Raw genomic sequence first — 16296 nt, 5'->3', positions numbered from 1 at the left:
AAAGGAAACAAGACTTAAAAAGTGAGGCTACCATATGGCACCCATTATGATCGTAGATGATGATCCTTATATACGTGAGCTGGTCCGCGTCTTCATGCTGAAAGAAGGCTTCGATGTCATCGAAGCCTCGGACGGCGCTGATGCGCTCAAACAACTCGAAATCGTCCAAGTCGACATGGTGATCATGGATATCATGATGCCGAATATGGACGGGTGGGAGCTGTGCAAAGAGCTGAGGGAGCATTACGATATCCCTCTGCTCATGCTCACCGCCAAAGGCGAAACCTCTCAGAAAGTCAAAGGCTTCGAGCTGGGTACCGACGATTACCTCGTCAAGCCATTCGAGCCTGTGGAGCTGGCGATGCGAGTGAAGGCGCTGCTGAAGCGTTACAAAATTGCTTCGTCCCAAACGGTTCAGGTTGGCGACTTGAGCATGAACCGCAAAACCTACGAAGTAACCGTAGGCTCTGAGAGCGTCACCTTACCGCTCAAAGAATTCGAGCTACTCTATAAGTTGGCGAGCTACCCAGGCAAAACCTTCTCACGTGACCAGTTGATTGAACAGATTTGGGGTTTCGATTACGAAGGTAACGAACGCACCGTAGATGTGCACATTAATCGGCTCCGTGAGCGGTTTCCCGAGGAGAGGCATGCTTTTCGGATCGCAACAATCCGCGGGTTAGGTTATCGGATGGAGGTGCTGCGAACATGAGAATCAAGAAGCGAAAAAGGTTAGTGAAAAGCAAAATGACAAAAGCTCAGCGGGTACAAGGCTTTTTGACTGCTGTAAGCATTTTTTTGCTTATTATTCTTTATTGGTTGGGAGCCTTTTACGGAACAGAATGGCTGTATACGACGATTAACAAGCGCCCTTCAGAGGTCGTTGTCCAATTGATCAACTCGCTCGGCGGCATGTTTCTTTGGGGAATAACCATGTCCTTTCTAGGCAGGTTTTTCCGCAGTAAGCAAATGCTCTTCTTTAAAACGATGGTTCAGGCGATTCAAAGTATGTCTAGAGGGAATTTCAACGTGTCCGTCGATAATAATCCGCATGGTGGTCCTTTCGTGGAGCTGGTGGATTCGATCAACAACATGGCCGTTGAATTAGGGCAATTAGAGAAAATGAGGCAGGAATTCATCTCCAACGTATCCCACGAAATACAGTCGCCACTGACCTCGATTAGCGGCTTCTCGCGCGCTCTACAGAATGACCAGATTACACCTGCGGAGCGTAAACATTATCTAGAAATCATTGAAGCTGAGAGTACACGGCTATCCAAGCTTAGCGATAACTTATTGAAGCTTTCTTCGTTAGAATCGCAGCACCACCCATTTGAGCCCAAAAGTTACCGGCTGGATAAGCAAATTCGCAATCATATTCTGGCCTGCGAACCGCAGTGGCTGGATAAAGACATAGAGATGGATGTTGAACTAGAAGAGATTACACTAGTTGCTGACGAGGACCTGCTGAGCCAGGTATGGACCAATCTGATTCATAACGCAATCAAATTCACGCCTAATTGCGGAACGATCGGCGTTCATCTCACAAGCAGCGGGGAAGAAGTCATTATCCGAATTTCGAATAATGGGGCGGGCATTTCGGAGGAGGAACAAGCGCATATTTTTGAACGTTTTTATAAAGCGGATAAATCCAGAAATCGAACGTCTGGCGGTAATGGACTTGGCCTGTCTATCGTGAAGAAAATTACCGAAATGCATCAGGGAACTATTTCCGTCGTCAGTGCGCCGGAAGAGAAGACCACATTTACGGTTCGACTGCCTCTGCCAAAGTAGGAGTGAACGCAAATAGAGACCCCCGCTTATCTATGATAACCGGAGGTCCCTAAGGATCAATAATGGTATTCAATTGTACCTACACAACTCCAATCAATCAACTAACGTTGCAAATTACGACTTTACTTTCAAACGGATCCTTTCCTCGAATAAACGCTATTCACATTTACCGTGTTGGATTCCCACATGCCCCATGAACATAGACCGTTCCCGCACCTTTTCTTCCGTCGTTTTGAAGTAAAAGTGGGCATGTTTCGCTAACGTGGTCCATTGGACTATCCCCTTCCTAAGTTGAGAATATCCTGGCTCCTATCAGGGTGCCGTACCGTCTGTGCGGCTTGTCCTTCAAGTGGGCCTGCTCTTACTATAGCCCATTATTAAAATATTGTAAATATTCAGATTATTCGATAAAATCCAATTTTTGCCGACAAATTTAGGTTATTCGTTGAATTCCTTCGGTATACTTTGTTTTTTAGGCGAAGTCCTGAATTCTTGTTTGTGGGTGCTAAGTTAAGCGGAAAAACCGGGTGGAACTGACTTTGCGAGGGGGGTGTCGCGAGGGAACTGCTACTGGAGTGATTGAGTTGATGCTGGTTTGAAGCCGATTTCTATTGCTTATCTAAATTATCTATCGCCGCGAAAGGCTTAAGGAACTGTTCAACATAACCTTGTTGAGTGTGATGTATATCAACTACCTTCTTACCGCCCGCAACACGCTCAGGCCTTCTCGAAAACCATTTGATGTATAACATGCAGTTAATTTCGCTCCAGTTAGGCTTTGCGATTCCATTTGCTGCTTTTCCTGCATCAAATTTCACTGAAACAGCCCTTTTGGAGTGATTCGGGAGAAATTACCTGCACATTTGTATATAAAACATTCGAACAGACGATCAACGTGTAATTTTGATGCACAAAATGCATCTAATGTGGTTCTCGCGTTCTACTAAGCTGTCCTCCAAAACCGTTTCCTCCAACCGCAGCACGATCCAAGTAACCCCAATCATATCTACTCGGTACTCTAATGTGAACTCTCCTGCTTGTAAGCGTGTATTTCATCGTTAAAGTCGGGATACTGCTCAATGGATAATGCATCATCTATTTCCGAGTTGTTGCAGCTGGCTGAGGAGCTTTTTGGGAGCCGTTCGGGCATAGCCTTCCATCATCAGGTCTTCGATTTCACTCCAAGGTACTTTATCTATATCTAGAATCGATACCCAGCCATGCTGTCCAATGTAGGCCGTTTTGTGATAGGGTGTATCCTCTTGCTGAAGGAGGAACTCTTGTGTTGTCAGGTTTGTTTTGATAGCGGTAGACGGCTGACCATCCTTCTCGCCCATCATCACGAAGGGTTTATCTTTCACACGGAAGGTGATGTGACCGAAGCCATCCACTTTTTCTTCTACTTCCAGCAGTTCCATGCAGAAAGCTCTAACTTTGGCGACCAATTCTAAGCCCTTTTCGCTCACTAACTGATGTGTCATAGGAAGCACTCCTTATGAATTTTATAATAGAGGACGTAAGAATTCCTTGAACCTTGTGCCCTGATACGTTAATGTTCCCTGGTCACCCTCTACGATATAACCAAACTGCTCCCGTCCCACCCATAACTCAAGCCTACTTCTGTCTTCGAATTCAAAGGTTGCATAATAACTCGTACTTGTACTTGAATCTCCAGAACCACCGCTGACATGCATTCTTTTGGCTACGACCTTACAGTTCCGACTTTGGATGGGGGAGGCATTATTGGATGACCATGTCATAAGTGATTTGATAATCAAAATGATAAAAGTGCCAATGACGAGAACGAATACACTCGTAAAGATAATTAGAAAAAGATTTCCGCCGCTTCCACCAGGGAAAGGCCCCATGTTAAACCCAGATGACATGTCTTTCACTCCTTAGTGTAAACATATTCCCGATTTTCTAGAGAAATCGTTTAACGAATCGGTAACCCGTTTCATGAAAGCCTAATGGCTCATTGGCAGCCCGTGACGCGTCGTTCTTCTCTGATCCTGTGATCCACCACATACCGGAGCAGGCGTGCTTAGTTGTTAACTGCTCGGCATAGCTTTTTAATTTATCTGCGGCTGCTTGGCGGGTCTTCGTTTCATCAACAGAAATAACGGAGATTTCACTGAATTTCAAAATCATATCGGCACCATGACGAATGCGAAAGCCTAATGTACCGAGAATTTGATTCTTCTCCTCATACACATAGAGGGATTCATCCGGGTTCTCACGCATAAAATGCAGCCTATTTTCAATGTGCAAAGGTGAAATGGCCTTGCCGGTACGCTCTGAAACAAAGCTGCTTATTTGTTTGGTATCTTGGGATGTTGCCTCACGAATGGTATACGTCATAGTCGTCCTTCTTTCTATAATCCAATGATTCTGCTAATTATACCATATATTGGAACATAAGTTCTATATTTGCTTGAAGATCTCCTTTCTCAATCCTTTTTCATCAACGATTTGCAAGGGAAAGTAGCGATCTACAAAAAGAAAAAGTGATTTAGCAGGAAATACATTCTGCTCGACCACTTTTTGTGCTAATACTTATTTAGATGTGTAAAAGAATGCGACTACGCTTGAGCGTGGATCGTATTCAATGTTGTGCGGTCGCTCGCTTGCACGAGCTTGATCAACAGTTCCTTCGCGGCGGCGTAATCATCCACGTGAAGAATGGACGCGGATGTATGAATGTAGCGCGCGCAGACGCCGATGACGGCAGAGGGAATGCCGCTGCCTTGCACGTGCACCTGTCCGGCGTCGGTCCCGCCCGCCGAGATGAAGTACTGATACGGAATCTTATGCGTCTCCGCCGTATCAAGAATGAACTCGACCATCCCACGGTGGGTAATCATCGTGGGATCAAAGATACGCAGCAGCGCACCGCGCCCTAGCTGCCCAAAGGCGTTGCGGTCGCCGGTCATATCCCCGGCGGCGCTGGCATCCAGCGCGTAGAACAAGTCCGGCTGGATGAGATTCGCAGCCGTGCGTCCGCCGCGCACGCCAACCTCTTCCTGTACGGTTGCACCGGCGTACAGGATATTCGGGAGCTTCGGCCCGCCGTGAAGCTCCTTCAACAGCTCAATCGCCAGGCCGACGCCGTAGCGATTGTCCCAAGCCTTGGCCATAATCCGCTTCGGATTGGCCAGGGGTGTGAACGGGCAGATGGGAACAATCTGCTGCCCGAGACGAACGCCGATGCGCTGCGCATCGGCTTTATCTTCAGCGCCGATGTCCACATACATCGTCTTGATGTCTGCAGGCTTGCTGCGGGCCGCTTCATCCAGCAAGTGCACGGGCACCGAGCCGATCACACCGATGATCGGCCCATTCGCCGTCATGATCTGCACGCGCTGCGCGGGCAGTACTTGACTGAACCAGCCGCCGAGCGGCTGGAACTTGATCGTGCCATGCTCCGTGATGCCGCTTACGATAAAGCCGACCTCGTCGAAATGGCCGGCTACCATGATCTTAGGGCCTGTTTCGTCGCCGCGCAGGATACCGAACAAGCTGCCGAGTCCATCCTGAACGAACTCGTCTGTATATTTCTCCAATTCACCGCGAACAAACTTGCGGATTTCTCGTTCAAAACCGGGTGCTGCTTGCATTTCAGTCAGCGTCCGAAAAAGCTCTAACGTTTCTGTATTCATGTGGGTTCCTCACTTTTATCGAAATAGGCTGGGATACAAATATGAGATCTATTTTACCATAATGGAGAAAAAAATGGATTTCAGGCAATTTCCCTCTTTACAAAACTAATGATATTAGTTATTATACTAATATAAATAGTAAACGGGAGGCGTTATTATGAAAATGACACGTATCGGTTCTTTGTATCAACTGGCTTTTATGCCGAGATTTTTTCCGGTGAATTGTTATTTGGTGGAGGAAGAGAAGGAGTTAACGCTTATTGATGCGGCGCTGCCGTTCAGTGTCAAAGGCATTCTTCGAGCCGCAGAACAGATTGGAAAGCCGATCACTCGCATCGTCCTCACGCATGCACATGGAGATCATATTGGGGCACTGGACGGTTTGAAAAAGGCGCTGCCGAATGTTAAAGTCTATATCTCAAGAAGAGATGCCAAGCTGCTGGCTGGCAGCAAAGAATTAGAAGCCGGCGAACCGAATTCGCCGATTAAGGGAGATGTTCCTAAGTCGGTACAGACGAAGCCGGATGTACTGCTGGAGGATGGCGACCGCGTAGGCTCGCTGCAAGCTGTATCAGCTCCTGGGCATACGCCAGGAATGATGGCTTTCCTAGATGTCCGCAGCCGGGCGTTGGTTGCTGGGGATGCTTTTCAAGTTCGCGGCGGTGCAGCGGTCTCGGGTGTTGTGAAATTCTGGTTTCCGTTCCCGGCGATGGCGACATGGAATAAAGAAGTATCGCTCGAGAGCGCACGCAAGCTGAGACAGCTAGAGCCGAGCCTCCTGGCCGTCGGACACGGACGGATGATCGAGCAGCCGATTCCAACTATGGATCGCATTTTAGAAGAAGCAGCCAAAAAGTTTTATCCAGATGCAGCAACAATTTAGAGACAGAAAAGAGGGGTTTTCGTGGCATACAGACAGGGCTTAGACGCAGAGACTGTACTCCAAGCAGCAATTGAAATGGCCGATTTACAAGGTGTTGAACAGCTCACACTAGCCGCATTAGCTGCTAAATTAAACGTAAAAACACCATCACTATACAATCATATCAAAGGCTTGCCCGATCTCAGAAAGCAGCTTTCCCGGCGCGGCCTCGTACTCATTAAAGAAGCAATGGTCGAGGCGGCTATTGGCAAATCCGAAGATGACGCACTGCTGGCAGCAGGCTTCGCTTACGTCATGTTCGCTAGGAAACAACCGGGATTATACGAGGCGATCTCTTCATTGCCTGACTACGAGGATCCAGAATTACAAGAGGCAGGGAGCCAAGTTGTACTCTTCATACTGCGCATTTTAGCGCCTTATGGACTCAGTGAAGAAGATGCGCTGCACGTGGTACGCGGATTTCGGAGCATGGTGCATGGCTTTGCCTCACTTGAGCATAGAAACGGCTTCCGAATGGAGCTGGAAAGAGACGAGAGCCTGCGGCGTTTGCTTCAAACGTATTTAAGAGGATTACGAATAGCGGTGAAATGAGAATAAGCGCGAGGGGCCGGATGGCTTCTTGCGCTTTTTTAGATTGTGAAGATAGATGGGCTATCGTGGGGCTCGTCTAAATGACGGCTTAAGTCTATTATCCTTATTCCAAAATGGGTTTCGTGCAAGCTTCCACCTGCAGGCCTGAATCCACAAACCCCATATCAATCGCGCGCCATAAATATAACGAGGCAAAGCTGCGATAAGGCGCCCAGCTCGGAGCAACTTCGCCTAAGTAGTTACCATCCTTGCGATCGGCAAGGGTATGCAGCCATTTGGCCGCACGCTGGAGGCCGGCATCGCCAATCGACATGACATCGGGTCTGCCTAGTGTGAAAATGAGGAACATTTCAGCCGTCCAGGCACCGATACCTTTGACACTTGTGAGCTGTTTGAGCAGCTCTGTGTTATCTAAATCTTGTAGATGGTCGAGTGCCACCTCGCCGGCTATCACCTTTGTGCTGAGGTCCCGGATGTAACGGATTTTGGGATAGGAGACCCCACATTGTCTAATAGCCTCCTCTTCCACAGCGAGCACAAGTTCAGGCGTGACGTTCGGTATAACGAGCTTCACTCTGGCTTTAATCGTTGCAGCCGCTTTGGCAGAGAGTTGTTGGGAAATAATCGACATCACGAGCGACTCAAAGGGTTTGTGGCTGGGTGTGAGTGTAAGATCGCCGATTCGTTCAATGAGACAAGCTAGCTTGCTGTCTGCTTGGGACAGGGTCATTATTGCTGGGTGCTGTGTATTCAACAGAATTGTAGATACCTCAGGTTGTATTGACTGGCTTGACTCCTCGAATTCCGTAGTTTCCATGGCGAAAAAACCTCCTTAGATTCAGTATTTCCATCATAATGGTCAACAGGCTATTACACCTAGTAAAATTTGCAAAAAAGTTTAATGGTGATAGGTAGGCTTACCCCAATTGTATGCACTTTTAGTATAATGAAGATAAGAAAGTGATAGAAAGGGATTCGGGCTCTGATGAGGGATGACAATCAAGTAATATCCAGGAGGAATGTGGGCATTTTTGCACACGTGGATGCGGGTAAAACGACAACGACAGAGCATATTCTTTATTATAGCGGGCGAATTCGCGCGTTGGGTAGTGTAGATAACGGGACGGCACAGACGGATTCTATGGATGTGGAAAGAGAGCGGGGGATTTCGGTTCGCAGCGCGACGACTTCTTTTTCATGGAAGGATACGTTGATTAACCTTGTGGATACGCCAGGGCACGTCGATTTCTTGTCAGAAGTGGAGCGATCACTGCGGGTAATGGACGGGGCTATTCTTATTGTTTCATCGGTGGAAGGTGTGCAGTCGCAGACGGAAATGATCTGGCACACGCTGCAATCTCTAAAGATACCAACCTTGCTGTATATGAATAAAATGGACCGCGTCGGCGCAGATCCCGAGCGCGTGCTGCGCGACATTCACAAGCAGCTCACGGAGATGGCGGTGCCGATCTATGCACCGCTTGGTGGGGAGGACACGTTCCGCGGCGCGGCGAACGTGCTCATGGATGACGCGGCGGATGCGGTCGCCGCTGATGGGGTGCGCGGATTCGACTTCGCATCCGCGGTGGAGAAGTTATCGGAGCTCGACGAGCGGATGCTCACGAGCTACATTGAAGGCGCGCCGGTGGAGGCGCGCGAGGTGAAGGCAACCCTGCAGCGGTATGCGCGGCAGGGGGAGGTTTTTCCTTTGCTGGTGGGCGCCTCCAGCAAGGGGCTCGGTATCAAGGAGCTGATGGAAGCGATCCTTGATTATTTGCCTGGGCCGAGCGGCTCTGCGGAGCAGCCGCTTTCGGCCGTGGTGTTCAAGGTCGAGCGGGACAAGACCATGGGGAGAATGGCGTATGTCCGCCTCTACGAGGGGACGATCCGCAATCGGGACACCGTCGTCAATGTCACGCAGGGCGTGGAGGAGAAGGTGACCCAAATTCGCAAAATCGACGGCCGTAAGGCCGAAGATATCGGGTTTGTCACGGCCGGCGACATAGCGGCCGTCTGCGGCTTGACGCAGGTGCGGATCGGCGATGTGCTGGGCCGGGCGGATAGCGTGCCGCCTGCGCCGCAGATGGCGGTTCCGCTCTTGACGGTGCAGGTGCACGCCGAGAGCGAAGCGCAGTATCCGGCGCTCGTCGCTGCGCTGCAGGAGCTGACGGACGAGGATCCGCTGCTCGATCTGCAGTGGCTGCAGGAGGAGCGCGAGCTGCATGTGAAAGTCATGGGCGCGATTCAGCTCGAGATTCTCACGAGTCTCTTAAGCTCGCGCTTTGGGCTCCAAGTAAGGTTCGACCAACCTTCCGTCATCTACAAAGAAACGCCTTCGCAAGCTGGAGAAGGCTACATCGCCTATACGATGCCCAAGCCGTGCTGGGCGATCTTACGCTTTCGCATCGAGCCTGGTGCGCCGGGCAGCGGGCTCGTGTATGAGTCGCTAGTACGCGGCGAGCATCTGCTCGTGCAGTACCAGAACGAGGTGGCGCGCCGCGTGCCGGAGGCGCTCCAACAAGGGCTGCTCGGTTGGGAAGTCACCGACCTGAAGGTGACGCTCGTAGAAGGCGAGCATCACGTGTGGCACACTCACCCGCTCGACTTCGCTGTCGCAACGCCGATGGGTATCATGCAAGGCCTTGCGCAAACGGGTACGACGCTGCTCGAACCGATGCTGCAGGTTCGTATCACCGTGCCTGAAGAGTTCGGCGGCAAGGTGCTCAGTGACCTTGTGCAGATGAGAGCGGCTTTTGATCCGCCGGAAATTGCTGGAGGCCGATTCGTAGTAAAAGGTCGTCTTCCCGTCGCTACTTCACTGGAATATCCAGTGAAGCTGAGTGCAATGTCAGGCGGACGAGGTGTGATAACTTCCTCTTTCGCAGGCTATCAGCCAAGTCCGCCGGATGTTCATGCGGAGCGTAAGCGGCGTGGCGTCAATCCGCTGGATCAGTCGAAGTATATTTTAGCTGTGCGTAAGGCATTGTCGACCTAAGTTAGCTGGATGATCATTGTCATTGACATCATGTACTTGCGTCAGTACAATGAAGGTAAGTTAATAACATGTGACGGAGCGCAGGAGACTCACTTGGATTGCCCATTGAATATCATTGGCAATACTTGGTGAGTCTTTTTGCTTTCATTTCCGCTCATTCTGAGATAGATACAGATGTGCATTTTTTTAAAAAAACGGGGGCGATGGTTATGTCTTTGCAAACGCAGCGGATTTTACCCGCCATTCGCAAAATGAGAGACCTAGAGAAGCTATTTAAATCCAACTATACGTATATTGTTCTGTTGGATTGTCATATTGGGCAGCTAAAAAGTATCGTAGATCTGGCCAAAGCAAACGGAAAGAAGCTGCTGCTGCACGCTGACTTAATAGAAGGGCTCAAAAACGACGATTATGCGGCGGAATTTCTGTGTCAGAGTATTCGTCCTGCAGGTATCATTTCGACCCGGGGGAATGTGATTACGAAGACGAAACAGAATGGATTGATTGCCATTCAGCGGCTTTTTCTCTTAGACAGTAGTGCCTTGGATAAAAGCTATACGCTTTTGGAGAGGACCAAACCCGATTTCATTGAAGTCCTTCCCGGAATTATTCCGCACATTATCACGGAAGTGAAGGAGCGTTCGGGCATTCCTATTTTCGCAGGAGGACTCATTCGTACAGTGGAGGATGTGGATCTTGCGCTAGGAGCTGGAGCAACAGCAGTCACTACGTCGAATACGGAGCTGTGGCAGCATTATCATCAATGATCCTGAACATTTGGAGGCAAGGCAATGGCAAATACGGGGACAAAACCTTCTTATATCCTTTCCCTGGATCAGGGAACAACAAGCTCTAGAGCTATTTTATTTAATCAAAAAGGGAGTATTGTGCATACAGCCCAGAAGGAATTTAAGCAGTATTTTCCGAAGCCGGGCTGGGTGGAGCATGATGCGAACGAAATTTGGCTGTCGATTCAGGGCGTCATTGCGGCGGTACTATCAGAGTCTGGGGTGCAGCCAGCAGAGATCGCGGGAATTGGCATCACCAATCAACGTGAAACAGCGGTTGTTTGGGATCGGCACACGGGGATGCCTGTCTATCATGCGATTGTGTGGCAGTCGCGGCAGACAGCTGATATTTGTGAAGCGCTAAAAGCGCAGGGGCTTAGCGACCTGTTCCGGAAGCGTACGGGGCTGCTGATTGATGCTTATTTTTCGGGGACTAAAATCAAATGGATTCTTGATCACGTTGACGGTGCCAGAGAGAAAGCGGAACGTGGGGATTTGCTTTTTGGCACGATGGATACGTGGCTGATCTGGAAGCTGACAGATGGGAAAGCGCATGTGACGGACTATTCGAACGCTTCGCGAACGCTCATTTATAACATTCACGAGCTGAAGTGGGATGAAGAGCTGTTGGGGCATTTGGACATTCCAGCTTCCATGCTGCCGGAGGTTCGCTCCTCTTCTGAGGTGTATGGCTACACGCAGGAAAGCCTCTTATTCGGTTCGGCGATTCCCATTGCGGGTGCGGCAGGGGATCAGCAGGCGGCTCTGTTCGGGCAAGCATGTTTTGAAAAAGGGATGGCCAAAAACACGTATGGCACAGGCTGTTTTATGCTGATGAATACGGGCAATCACGCGATTCCATCGCGCAGCGGACTTTTAACTACCATTTCTTGGGGATTGAACGGGAAAGTGGAGTACGCGCTGGAAGGCAGTATTTTCGTGGCGGGATCGGCGATTCAGTGGTTGCGGGACGGTCTGCGGATGATAAAATCCGCGAAGGATAGTGAAGATTACGCGAAGCGAGTCGCTTCGACGGATGGCGTGTATGTGGTACCGGCGTTTGTCGGACTAGGTACGCCATATTGGGACAGCGATGTTCGAGGTGCGGTATTCGGGCTCACGCGGGGGACGTCGAAGGAGCATTTCATTCGGGCAACGCTCGAATCGCTCGCTTATCAGACCAAGGATGTGCTGCAAGCGATGGAGGACGATTCCGGCATTCAGCTCACGAAGTTGCGAGTGGATGGTGGTGCTGTGAAGAACGACTTCCTGATGCAGTTCCAAAGCGACATGCTGGGTGTCACGGTGGAACGTCCGATGATTAGTGAGACGACAGCGCTTGGCGCGGCTTTTCTGGCGGGTCTGGCTGTTGGTTTTTGGAAAGATCAAGCGGAGATTGCGGCGCAGTGGCAGGTGGATGCGTCTTTTGAACGGGAAATGGAAGCTGAGCTTCAAGTGAGTTTGTATGACGGTTGGAAAAAAGCAGTAAATGCCGCAATGGCTTTTAAATAAGCGTGAGCAATGATATACTAATAACAAGTTAATATTCGGTTGGAGACTAGGAGAAGCCACAGCGGCCTATACGTGTAAACGTGTTAGGTATGTTGTGGTTTTTTATTTTATATCCGCGAGGGAGAGAATGAGATGATGAAGGAACAAAAGCAAGCCAATGGAATAGGGCAACAGGGGTTTAATGCGCTGAAAAGAACAGAAATGCTGCAAGCCATGTCGGAGCAAAAGCTTGATCTTATCGTAATTGGCGGGGGGATTACAGGAGCGGGCATTGCACTCGATGCACAAAGCAGAGGGCTTCGCACAGCGTTGATTGATATGCAGGACTTCGCCGCGGGTACTTCTAGCCGTTCGACCAAGCTGGTTCATGGCGGACTGCGCTATCTCAAACAGCTGGATGTGAAGGTTGTTGCTGAGGTCGGTAAAGAGCGTGCGATTGTGTATGAAAATGGGCCGCACGTGACGACTCCGGAGTGGATGCTGCTGCCTTTCTATAAAGGGGGCACGTTCGGGAAGCTGTCCACCTCGCTGGGTCTGCGGGTTTATGATTTCTTGGCGGGTGTCAAAAGGTCGGAGCGCCGCAAAATGTTCCGCCCAGAGGAAACCCTCACTCATGAGCCTCTTTTGAAGAAAAAGGATCTCAAAGGTGGCGGCTACTATGTGGAATATCGCACAGATGATGCGCGTTTAACCATTGAGGTTATGAAAAAGGCCGTCGAGCTGGGTGCTTTGGCGGTGAATTACGCTAAGGTTGAAGAGCTGCTGGTGGAGAATGGCAAGTTGGTTGGTGTGCGCGTGGTGGACCAGATGGGCGGCAGTGGGGTGTCTTACTCGCTTTACGCGAGTAAGATTGTTAATGCGGCCGGGCCTTGGGTCGATACGCTGCGCGAGATGGACCGCTCGAAGCACGGTAAGACGCTGCACCTGACCAAAGGGGTGCATCTGGTTTTCGATCAGAGCAAGTTCCCGCTGCGGCAGGCAATTTATTTTGATACGCCGGATGGGCGGATGGTGTTTGCTATTCCGCGTGACGGCAAAACTTACATCGGGACGACGGACACGAATTACAAAGGGGATATCGCGAATCCCCGTATTACGGAAGCGGATCGCGCCTATGTGCTGCGCGCCGCGAACGAGATGTTTCCGTCCCTCGGGTTGACAGAGGCTGACGTCGAATCGAGCTGGACCGGGCTACGCCCTCTGATCCATCAAGAGGGCAAAGATCCTTCTGAGATTTCGCGGCGCGACGAAATCTTCGTGTCGGACTCCGGCCTCATTTCGATGGCCGGGGGCAAGCTGACCGGCTACCGCAAAATGGCGGAGTCGGTCGTGGACAAGATCGCCGCCATGCTGCTGGCGGAGGGCAAGGTCTCGGCGGCGCTGCCGCCGAGCCGCACCCGGACGCTGCCGATCTCCGGCGGCGATGTGGGCGGCTCCGCGAAGCTGGCGCCGTTCTTGCGGGGCAAGGTCAGCCAAGGCCTGCGGCTGGGGCTGACCGAGGCAGAGGCTGCGCTGCTCGCGCGCAGATACGGCTCCAACGTGGACGCCGTATTCGAGCTGCTGGAGCAGCATCGGGCTGAAGCGGCGCAGCAGGGCATGCCCGCCGCCGTGCTCGCTGCGCTCGTATACGCGATCGAGCGCGAGATGGTCGTGAAGCCGGCGGATTTCTTCATCCGCCGCACGGGCGCCCTCTTCTTCGACATCGCGTGGGCAAAGAAGTGGAAGGCGCCTGCGATCGCCTTCATGGCCGAGCGCTTCGGCTGGGACGAAGCGCAAACAGCGGCCTACACCGCTGAGCTGGAGCAGCTGCTCCATGAAGCGGTGAACCCGCTGGAGGCGTGAAGCTCCAGCGGCGCGGGCTTTTTCGGACGTGTCCCTGCTATACGCTGTTTTAGCCGTTCCGTCCGTTCCCGCTATAGCTGTTCCCTGTTCCAACTGTTCCAGCAATACTAGCTCTTCCAGCAATACCTGCTATTCCAGCTTTACTAGCTATTTGCTCCATTGCTACTTTTCCCGCCAATAATTCATTCTCGGCTCCACAAGTTGGTCCATGCCCACCAGTGGGCTTGAACCAGTAATTCTTTTTTTACAACAATTTGGAGCAATTGACCGAATTATGCGGATTGTTGCAGACTTCCCGGCAGAACCTCCTGAGAAGGCAGAAAAGGCTGTCTCGGAGACTCGAATGGAGCGAAAGTGTCCCGAGGCGTCTGAAAAAGACTTCTCAACGGCTGAGAGCAGGCAAATCAGCTGGTTTGCACAACTTGGTAGGTATAGGTAACGTAAACGGACTATGCTTAGTCAGTGAATATCAGCAAACATATTCTAATCTTTGCTTTAAACTAGTATCCGCAGGCGAGATCCCGCATGTGTCAACTTAGTGATTTCCACTTAAAAATAAGCAACCAAGAACCTCCATGTGCTATTATGCCTATGGAGGTCTTTTTTTCGTTAATTCGAAAGTTTATCCTAATCTCCAACTAATTGTTAAGCGAGTAGGTGTGCATACATATGGGAATAACAGAACTCTTGTCCTATCTCACGGAAGAAAATTTGGCGATGATTTTGGACAAGTATCGTTCACTCGGTCCCTTGCCTGGTCTTCTTCTACCTTTCATGAAATCGTTCATTCCGCCGCTCCCAACGCTTGTCATTATTAGTGTAAATGCGGCTGTATATGGGCTATGGCTCGGCTTTCTTTACTCATGGATTGGTATTGTGTGCGGGTGTTTGGTAACTTTTGCGATCGTCAAAAAAGTAGCCGGTCATCCTTATCTGGAACGCTGGGCACAAAAGCCCAAAGTTCAAAAAAGTCTCCTCTGGGCGCGCCGTCAGGCCTTCAACTATGTGTTTATACTCAGTCTTTTTCCGATAGGACCTTTTGTTGTGATTAATATGGCAGCAGGGCTAGTCGGCATGAGGTTTCGTTCTTTTCTGGTTGCAGTTGCGGCGGGAAAAGCGGTCATGGTGCTGTCGGTTAGCTTCATCGGACATGATCCTAAGCGATTCATTGAGAATCCGTATGAGCTGATCTATGTGGCCTTATTTATTGCGATCTCCCTTGTGATTAGCAAGAAAATCGAGAAACGTTTCATGTAGCGTAGAGTTTACGCGTGTACGTGTACGTATATGTTTTCGTCATCTGCATCTCGGCTTACATATAGGCAGTTTAAGCAGTTAAGCAGTTAAGAAGAAAGCATCTCAAGAAATTTAGCTGCCGCAACAGATGAAGTCATATCTCGACGGGTCGTAATTCCGATGCTGCGAGCAGGAATGGCTTTGGCAGGCATCAGTTCATGCAGCGTACCGTCAGCCAATTCTTTGACGACATAAGAACGAGGGACGAAGGCAACGCCGAAGCCGAGTTTGGCAAACTCGATAAGCAGATCAATGCTGCCGAGCTCGATATCCGCTTCAATGGTGACATCTTGGGCAGCAAACCATTGCTCAATAAAGCGCCTAGTGCTGCTTCCGGGAGATAGGAGCAGTAAGGGGAATTGACTGATATCCTGCGCGGAAAGCGGGTGTTTATCTTGATTACGGTAGGCTTCACCGCCCACGAAGCAGTCTTGGAGAGTCATAATCGCTTGGACATCGAGAAGAGGATCATCGGCCGTTGGTAAATGGATAAGCCCGAAATCGATGCTGCCCTCTTTGACGCGAGCTGTAATCTCGGATGTTTTGCCGTGAGATAGCCGGATGCGGACATCGGGATATTGTTTATGATAGCTATCCAAATAAGGGAATAAGAAGTGCTTGAATAACGAATCACTCGCTCCGACACGAAGCTCGCCTCCTGTGAGGTGCTTGAGTGCGGACATTTTTTTCTCCCCAGCCTCCAAAAGCGCAAAAGATTGCTCCACGTAAAGCAGTAATTGCTTCCCCTCCTTTGTTAGTTCCACGCCCTTGGATTTCCGATGAAAAAGCTTCATGGATAAAGCCTGTTCCATTTGTTTTATTGCATAGCTGACGGATGGTTGAGTAATGTAAAGTTCCTCGGCTGCTTTCGTTAGATTGCCCGCTTTGGCGGCATGCAGGAAGATTCGGTACCATTCTAAATGGATCATGATATAG

The 16296-nt window shown here is 50.3% G+C and carries 16 protein-coding genes; 9 read left to right on the top strand and 7 right to left on the bottom strand.

Annotation, left to right across the window (positions count from 1 at the left end; genetic code table 11):
* The first annotated feature begins 34 nt into the window (after window positions 1–34).
* Together NYR53_RS33210 and NYR53_RS33205 are read left to right on the top strand one after the other, a co-directional pair.
* On the top strand, window positions 35–712 hold the full coding sequence (locus NYR53_RS33210) for a response regulator transcription factor (protein ID WP_261303210.1): 678 nt from the start codon (window positions 35–37) through the stop codon (window positions 710–712).
* Complete coding sequence (locus NYR53_RS33205) at window positions 709–1794, top strand: HAMP domain-containing sensor histidine kinase (RefSeq protein WP_437180114.1); 1086 nt, start codon at window positions 709–711, stop codon at window positions 1792–1794. The genes NYR53_RS33210 and NYR53_RS33205 overlap by 4 nt, the downstream gene beginning before the upstream one ends.
* 608 nt (window positions 1795–2402) lie before the next feature.
* Here the strand turns inward: NYR53_RS33205 and NYR53_RS33200 are convergent.
* From NYR53_RS33200 to NYR53_RS33180, 5 genes are all read right to left on the bottom strand, one after another.
* Window positions 2403–2612, bottom strand: a complete 210-nt coding sequence (locus tag NYR53_RS33200; RefSeq protein WP_261303209.1) for a hypothetical protein — start codon at window positions 2610–2612, stop codon at window positions 2403–2405.
* Window positions 2613–2885: 273 nt separating this feature from the next.
* On the bottom strand, window positions 2886–3275 hold the full coding sequence (locus tag NYR53_RS33195; RefSeq protein WP_261303208.1) for an MmcQ/YjbR family DNA-binding protein: 390 nt from the start codon (window positions 3273–3275) through the stop codon (window positions 2886–2888).
* Window positions 3276–3296: 21 nt separating this feature from the next.
* Entirely contained in the window at window positions 3297–3680 is a 384-nt protein-coding gene (locus NYR53_RS33190) for a DUF2500 domain-containing protein (protein WP_261303207.1), read from the bottom strand.
* A 37-nt stretch (window positions 3681–3717) separates the two neighbouring features.
* On the bottom strand, window positions 3718–4155 hold the full coding sequence (locus NYR53_RS33185) for a GNAT family N-acetyltransferase (protein ID WP_261303206.1): 438 nt from the start codon (window positions 4153–4155) through the stop codon (window positions 3718–3720).
* 221 nt (window positions 4156–4376) lie between these two features.
* On the bottom strand, window positions 4377–5453 hold the full coding sequence (locus NYR53_RS33180; protein WP_261303205.1) for a M42 family metallopeptidase: 1077 nt from the start codon (window positions 5451–5453) through the stop codon (window positions 4377–4379).
* A gap of 157 nt (window positions 5454–5610) precedes the next feature.
* On the opposite strand from NYR53_RS33180, the gene NYR53_RS33175 reads away from it, so the two are divergent.
* A complete protein-coding gene (locus NYR53_RS33175) occupies window positions 5611–6336 on the top strand; it encodes an MBL fold metallo-hydrolase (RefSeq protein WP_261303204.1) in 726 nt (241 codons plus the stop codon).
* 21 nt (window positions 6337–6357) lie between these two features.
* Window positions 6358–6927 carry a TetR/AcrR family transcriptional regulator gene (locus NYR53_RS33170; protein WP_261303203.1) on the top strand — a complete coding sequence of 190 codons (570 nt, stop codon included), beginning with the start codon at window positions 6358–6360 and terminating at the stop codon, window positions 6925–6927.
* A gap of 103 nt (window positions 6928–7030) precedes the next feature.
* On the opposite strand, the gene NYR53_RS33165 is transcribed toward NYR53_RS33170, so the two are convergent.
* Window positions 7031–7744 (bottom strand): DNA-3-methyladenine glycosylase family protein, encoded by a 714-nt coding sequence (locus tag NYR53_RS33165; protein ID WP_261303202.1) that lies wholly within the window; start codon window positions 7742–7744, stop codon window positions 7031–7033.
* Between the two features lie 168 nt (window positions 7745–7912).
* On the opposite strand from NYR53_RS33165, the gene NYR53_RS33160 reads away from it, so the two are divergent.
* The 5 genes from NYR53_RS33160 (at window position 7913) to NYR53_RS33140 (ending at window position 15321) form a co-directional block, all read left to right on the top strand.
* Window positions 7913–9922, top strand: a complete 2010-nt coding sequence (locus tag NYR53_RS33160; RefSeq protein WP_261303201.1) for a GTP-binding protein — start codon at window positions 7913–7915, stop codon at window positions 9920–9922.
* A 209-nt stretch (window positions 9923–10131) separates the two neighbouring features.
* Window positions 10132–10689: a glycerol-3-phosphate responsive antiterminator gene (locus tag NYR53_RS33155; RefSeq protein WP_261303200.1), complete on the top strand. Its 558-nt coding sequence runs from the start codon at window positions 10132–10134 to the stop codon at window positions 10687–10689.
* 24 nt (window positions 10690–10713) lie between these two features.
* Window positions 10714–12222 carry a glycerol kinase GlpK gene (gene glpK, locus NYR53_RS33150; protein ID WP_261303199.1) on the top strand — a complete coding sequence of 503 codons (1509 nt, stop codon included), beginning with the start codon at window positions 10714–10716 and terminating at the stop codon, window positions 12220–12222.
* 132 nt (window positions 12223–12354) lie between these two features.
* Window positions 12355–14064 (top strand): glycerol-3-phosphate dehydrogenase/oxidase, encoded by a 1710-nt coding sequence (locus NYR53_RS33145; RefSeq protein WP_437180113.1) that lies wholly within the window; start codon window positions 12355–12357, stop codon window positions 14062–14064.
* A gap of 669 nt (window positions 14065–14733) precedes the next feature.
* Complete coding sequence (locus NYR53_RS33140) at window positions 14734–15321, top strand: TVP38/TMEM64 family protein (protein ID WP_261303198.1); 588 nt, start codon at window positions 14734–14736, stop codon at window positions 15319–15321.
* An 86-nt stretch (window positions 15322–15407) separates the two neighbouring features.
* On the opposite strand, the gene NYR53_RS33135 is transcribed toward NYR53_RS33140, so the two are convergent.
* Entirely contained in the window at window positions 15408–16289 is an 882-nt protein-coding gene (locus NYR53_RS33135) for a LysR family transcriptional regulator (protein ID WP_261303197.1), read from the bottom strand.
* Window positions 16290–16296 lie beyond the last annotated feature (7 nt).

Origin of the sequence: Paenibacillus andongensis (assembly GCF_025369935.1) — a bacterium.
Classification (GTDB): Bacteria; Bacillota; Bacilli; order Paenibacillales; family NBRC-103111; genus Paenibacillus_E; species Paenibacillus_E andongensis.
The sequence above is the reverse complement of the archived record's forward strand: the minus strand, read 5'-3'. Positions and strand labels throughout refer to the sequence as shown.

Coding starts and splice junctions, on each gene's coding strand:
- NYR53_RS33210 (WP_261303210.1), top strand. CDS start 35: ATGGCACCCATTATGATCGTAGATGATGATCCTTATATACGTGAGCTG.
- NYR53_RS33205 (WP_437180114.1), top strand. CDS start 709: ATGAGAATCAAGAAGCGAAAAAGGTTAGTGAAAAGCAAAATGACAAAA.
- NYR53_RS33195 (WP_261303208.1), bottom strand. CDS start 3,275: ATGACACATCAGTTAGTGAGCGAAAAGGGCTTAGAATTGGTCGCCAAA.
- NYR53_RS33190 (WP_261303207.1), bottom strand. CDS start 3,680: ATGTCATCTGGGTTTAACATGGGGCCTTTCCCTGGTGGAAGCGGCGGA.
- NYR53_RS33185 (WP_261303206.1), bottom strand. CDS start 4,155: ATGACGTATACCATTCGTGAGGCAACATCCCAAGATACCAAACAAATA.
- NYR53_RS33180 (WP_261303205.1), bottom strand. CDS start 5,453: ATGAATACAGAAACGTTAGAGCTTTTTCGGACGCTGACTGAAATGCAA.
- NYR53_RS33175 (WP_261303204.1), top strand. CDS start 5,611: ATGAAAATGACACGTATCGGTTCTTTGTATCAACTGGCTTTTATGCCG.
- NYR53_RS33165 (WP_261303202.1), bottom strand. CDS start 7,744: ATGGAAACTACGGAATTCGAGGAGTCAAGCCAGTCAATACAACCTGAG.
- NYR53_RS33160 (WP_261303201.1), top strand. CDS start 7,913: ATGAGGGATGACAATCAAGTAATATCCAGGAGGAATGTGGGCATTTTT.
- NYR53_RS33155 (WP_261303200.1), top strand. CDS start 10,132: ATGTCTTTGCAAACGCAGCGGATTTTACCCGCCATTCGCAAAATGAGA.
- glpK (WP_261303199.1), top strand. CDS start 10,714: ATGGCAAATACGGGGACAAAACCTTCTTATATCCTTTCCCTGGATCAG.
- NYR53_RS33145 (WP_437180113.1), top strand. CDS start 12,355: ATGATGAAGGAACAAAAGCAAGCCAATGGAATAGGGCAACAGGGGTTT.
- NYR53_RS33140 (WP_261303198.1), top strand. CDS start 14,734: ATGGGAATAACAGAACTCTTGTCCTATCTCACGGAAGAAAATTTGGCG.
- NYR53_RS33135 (WP_261303197.1), bottom strand. CDS start 16,289: ATGATCCATTTAGAATGGTACCGAATCTTCCTGCATGCCGCCAAAGCG.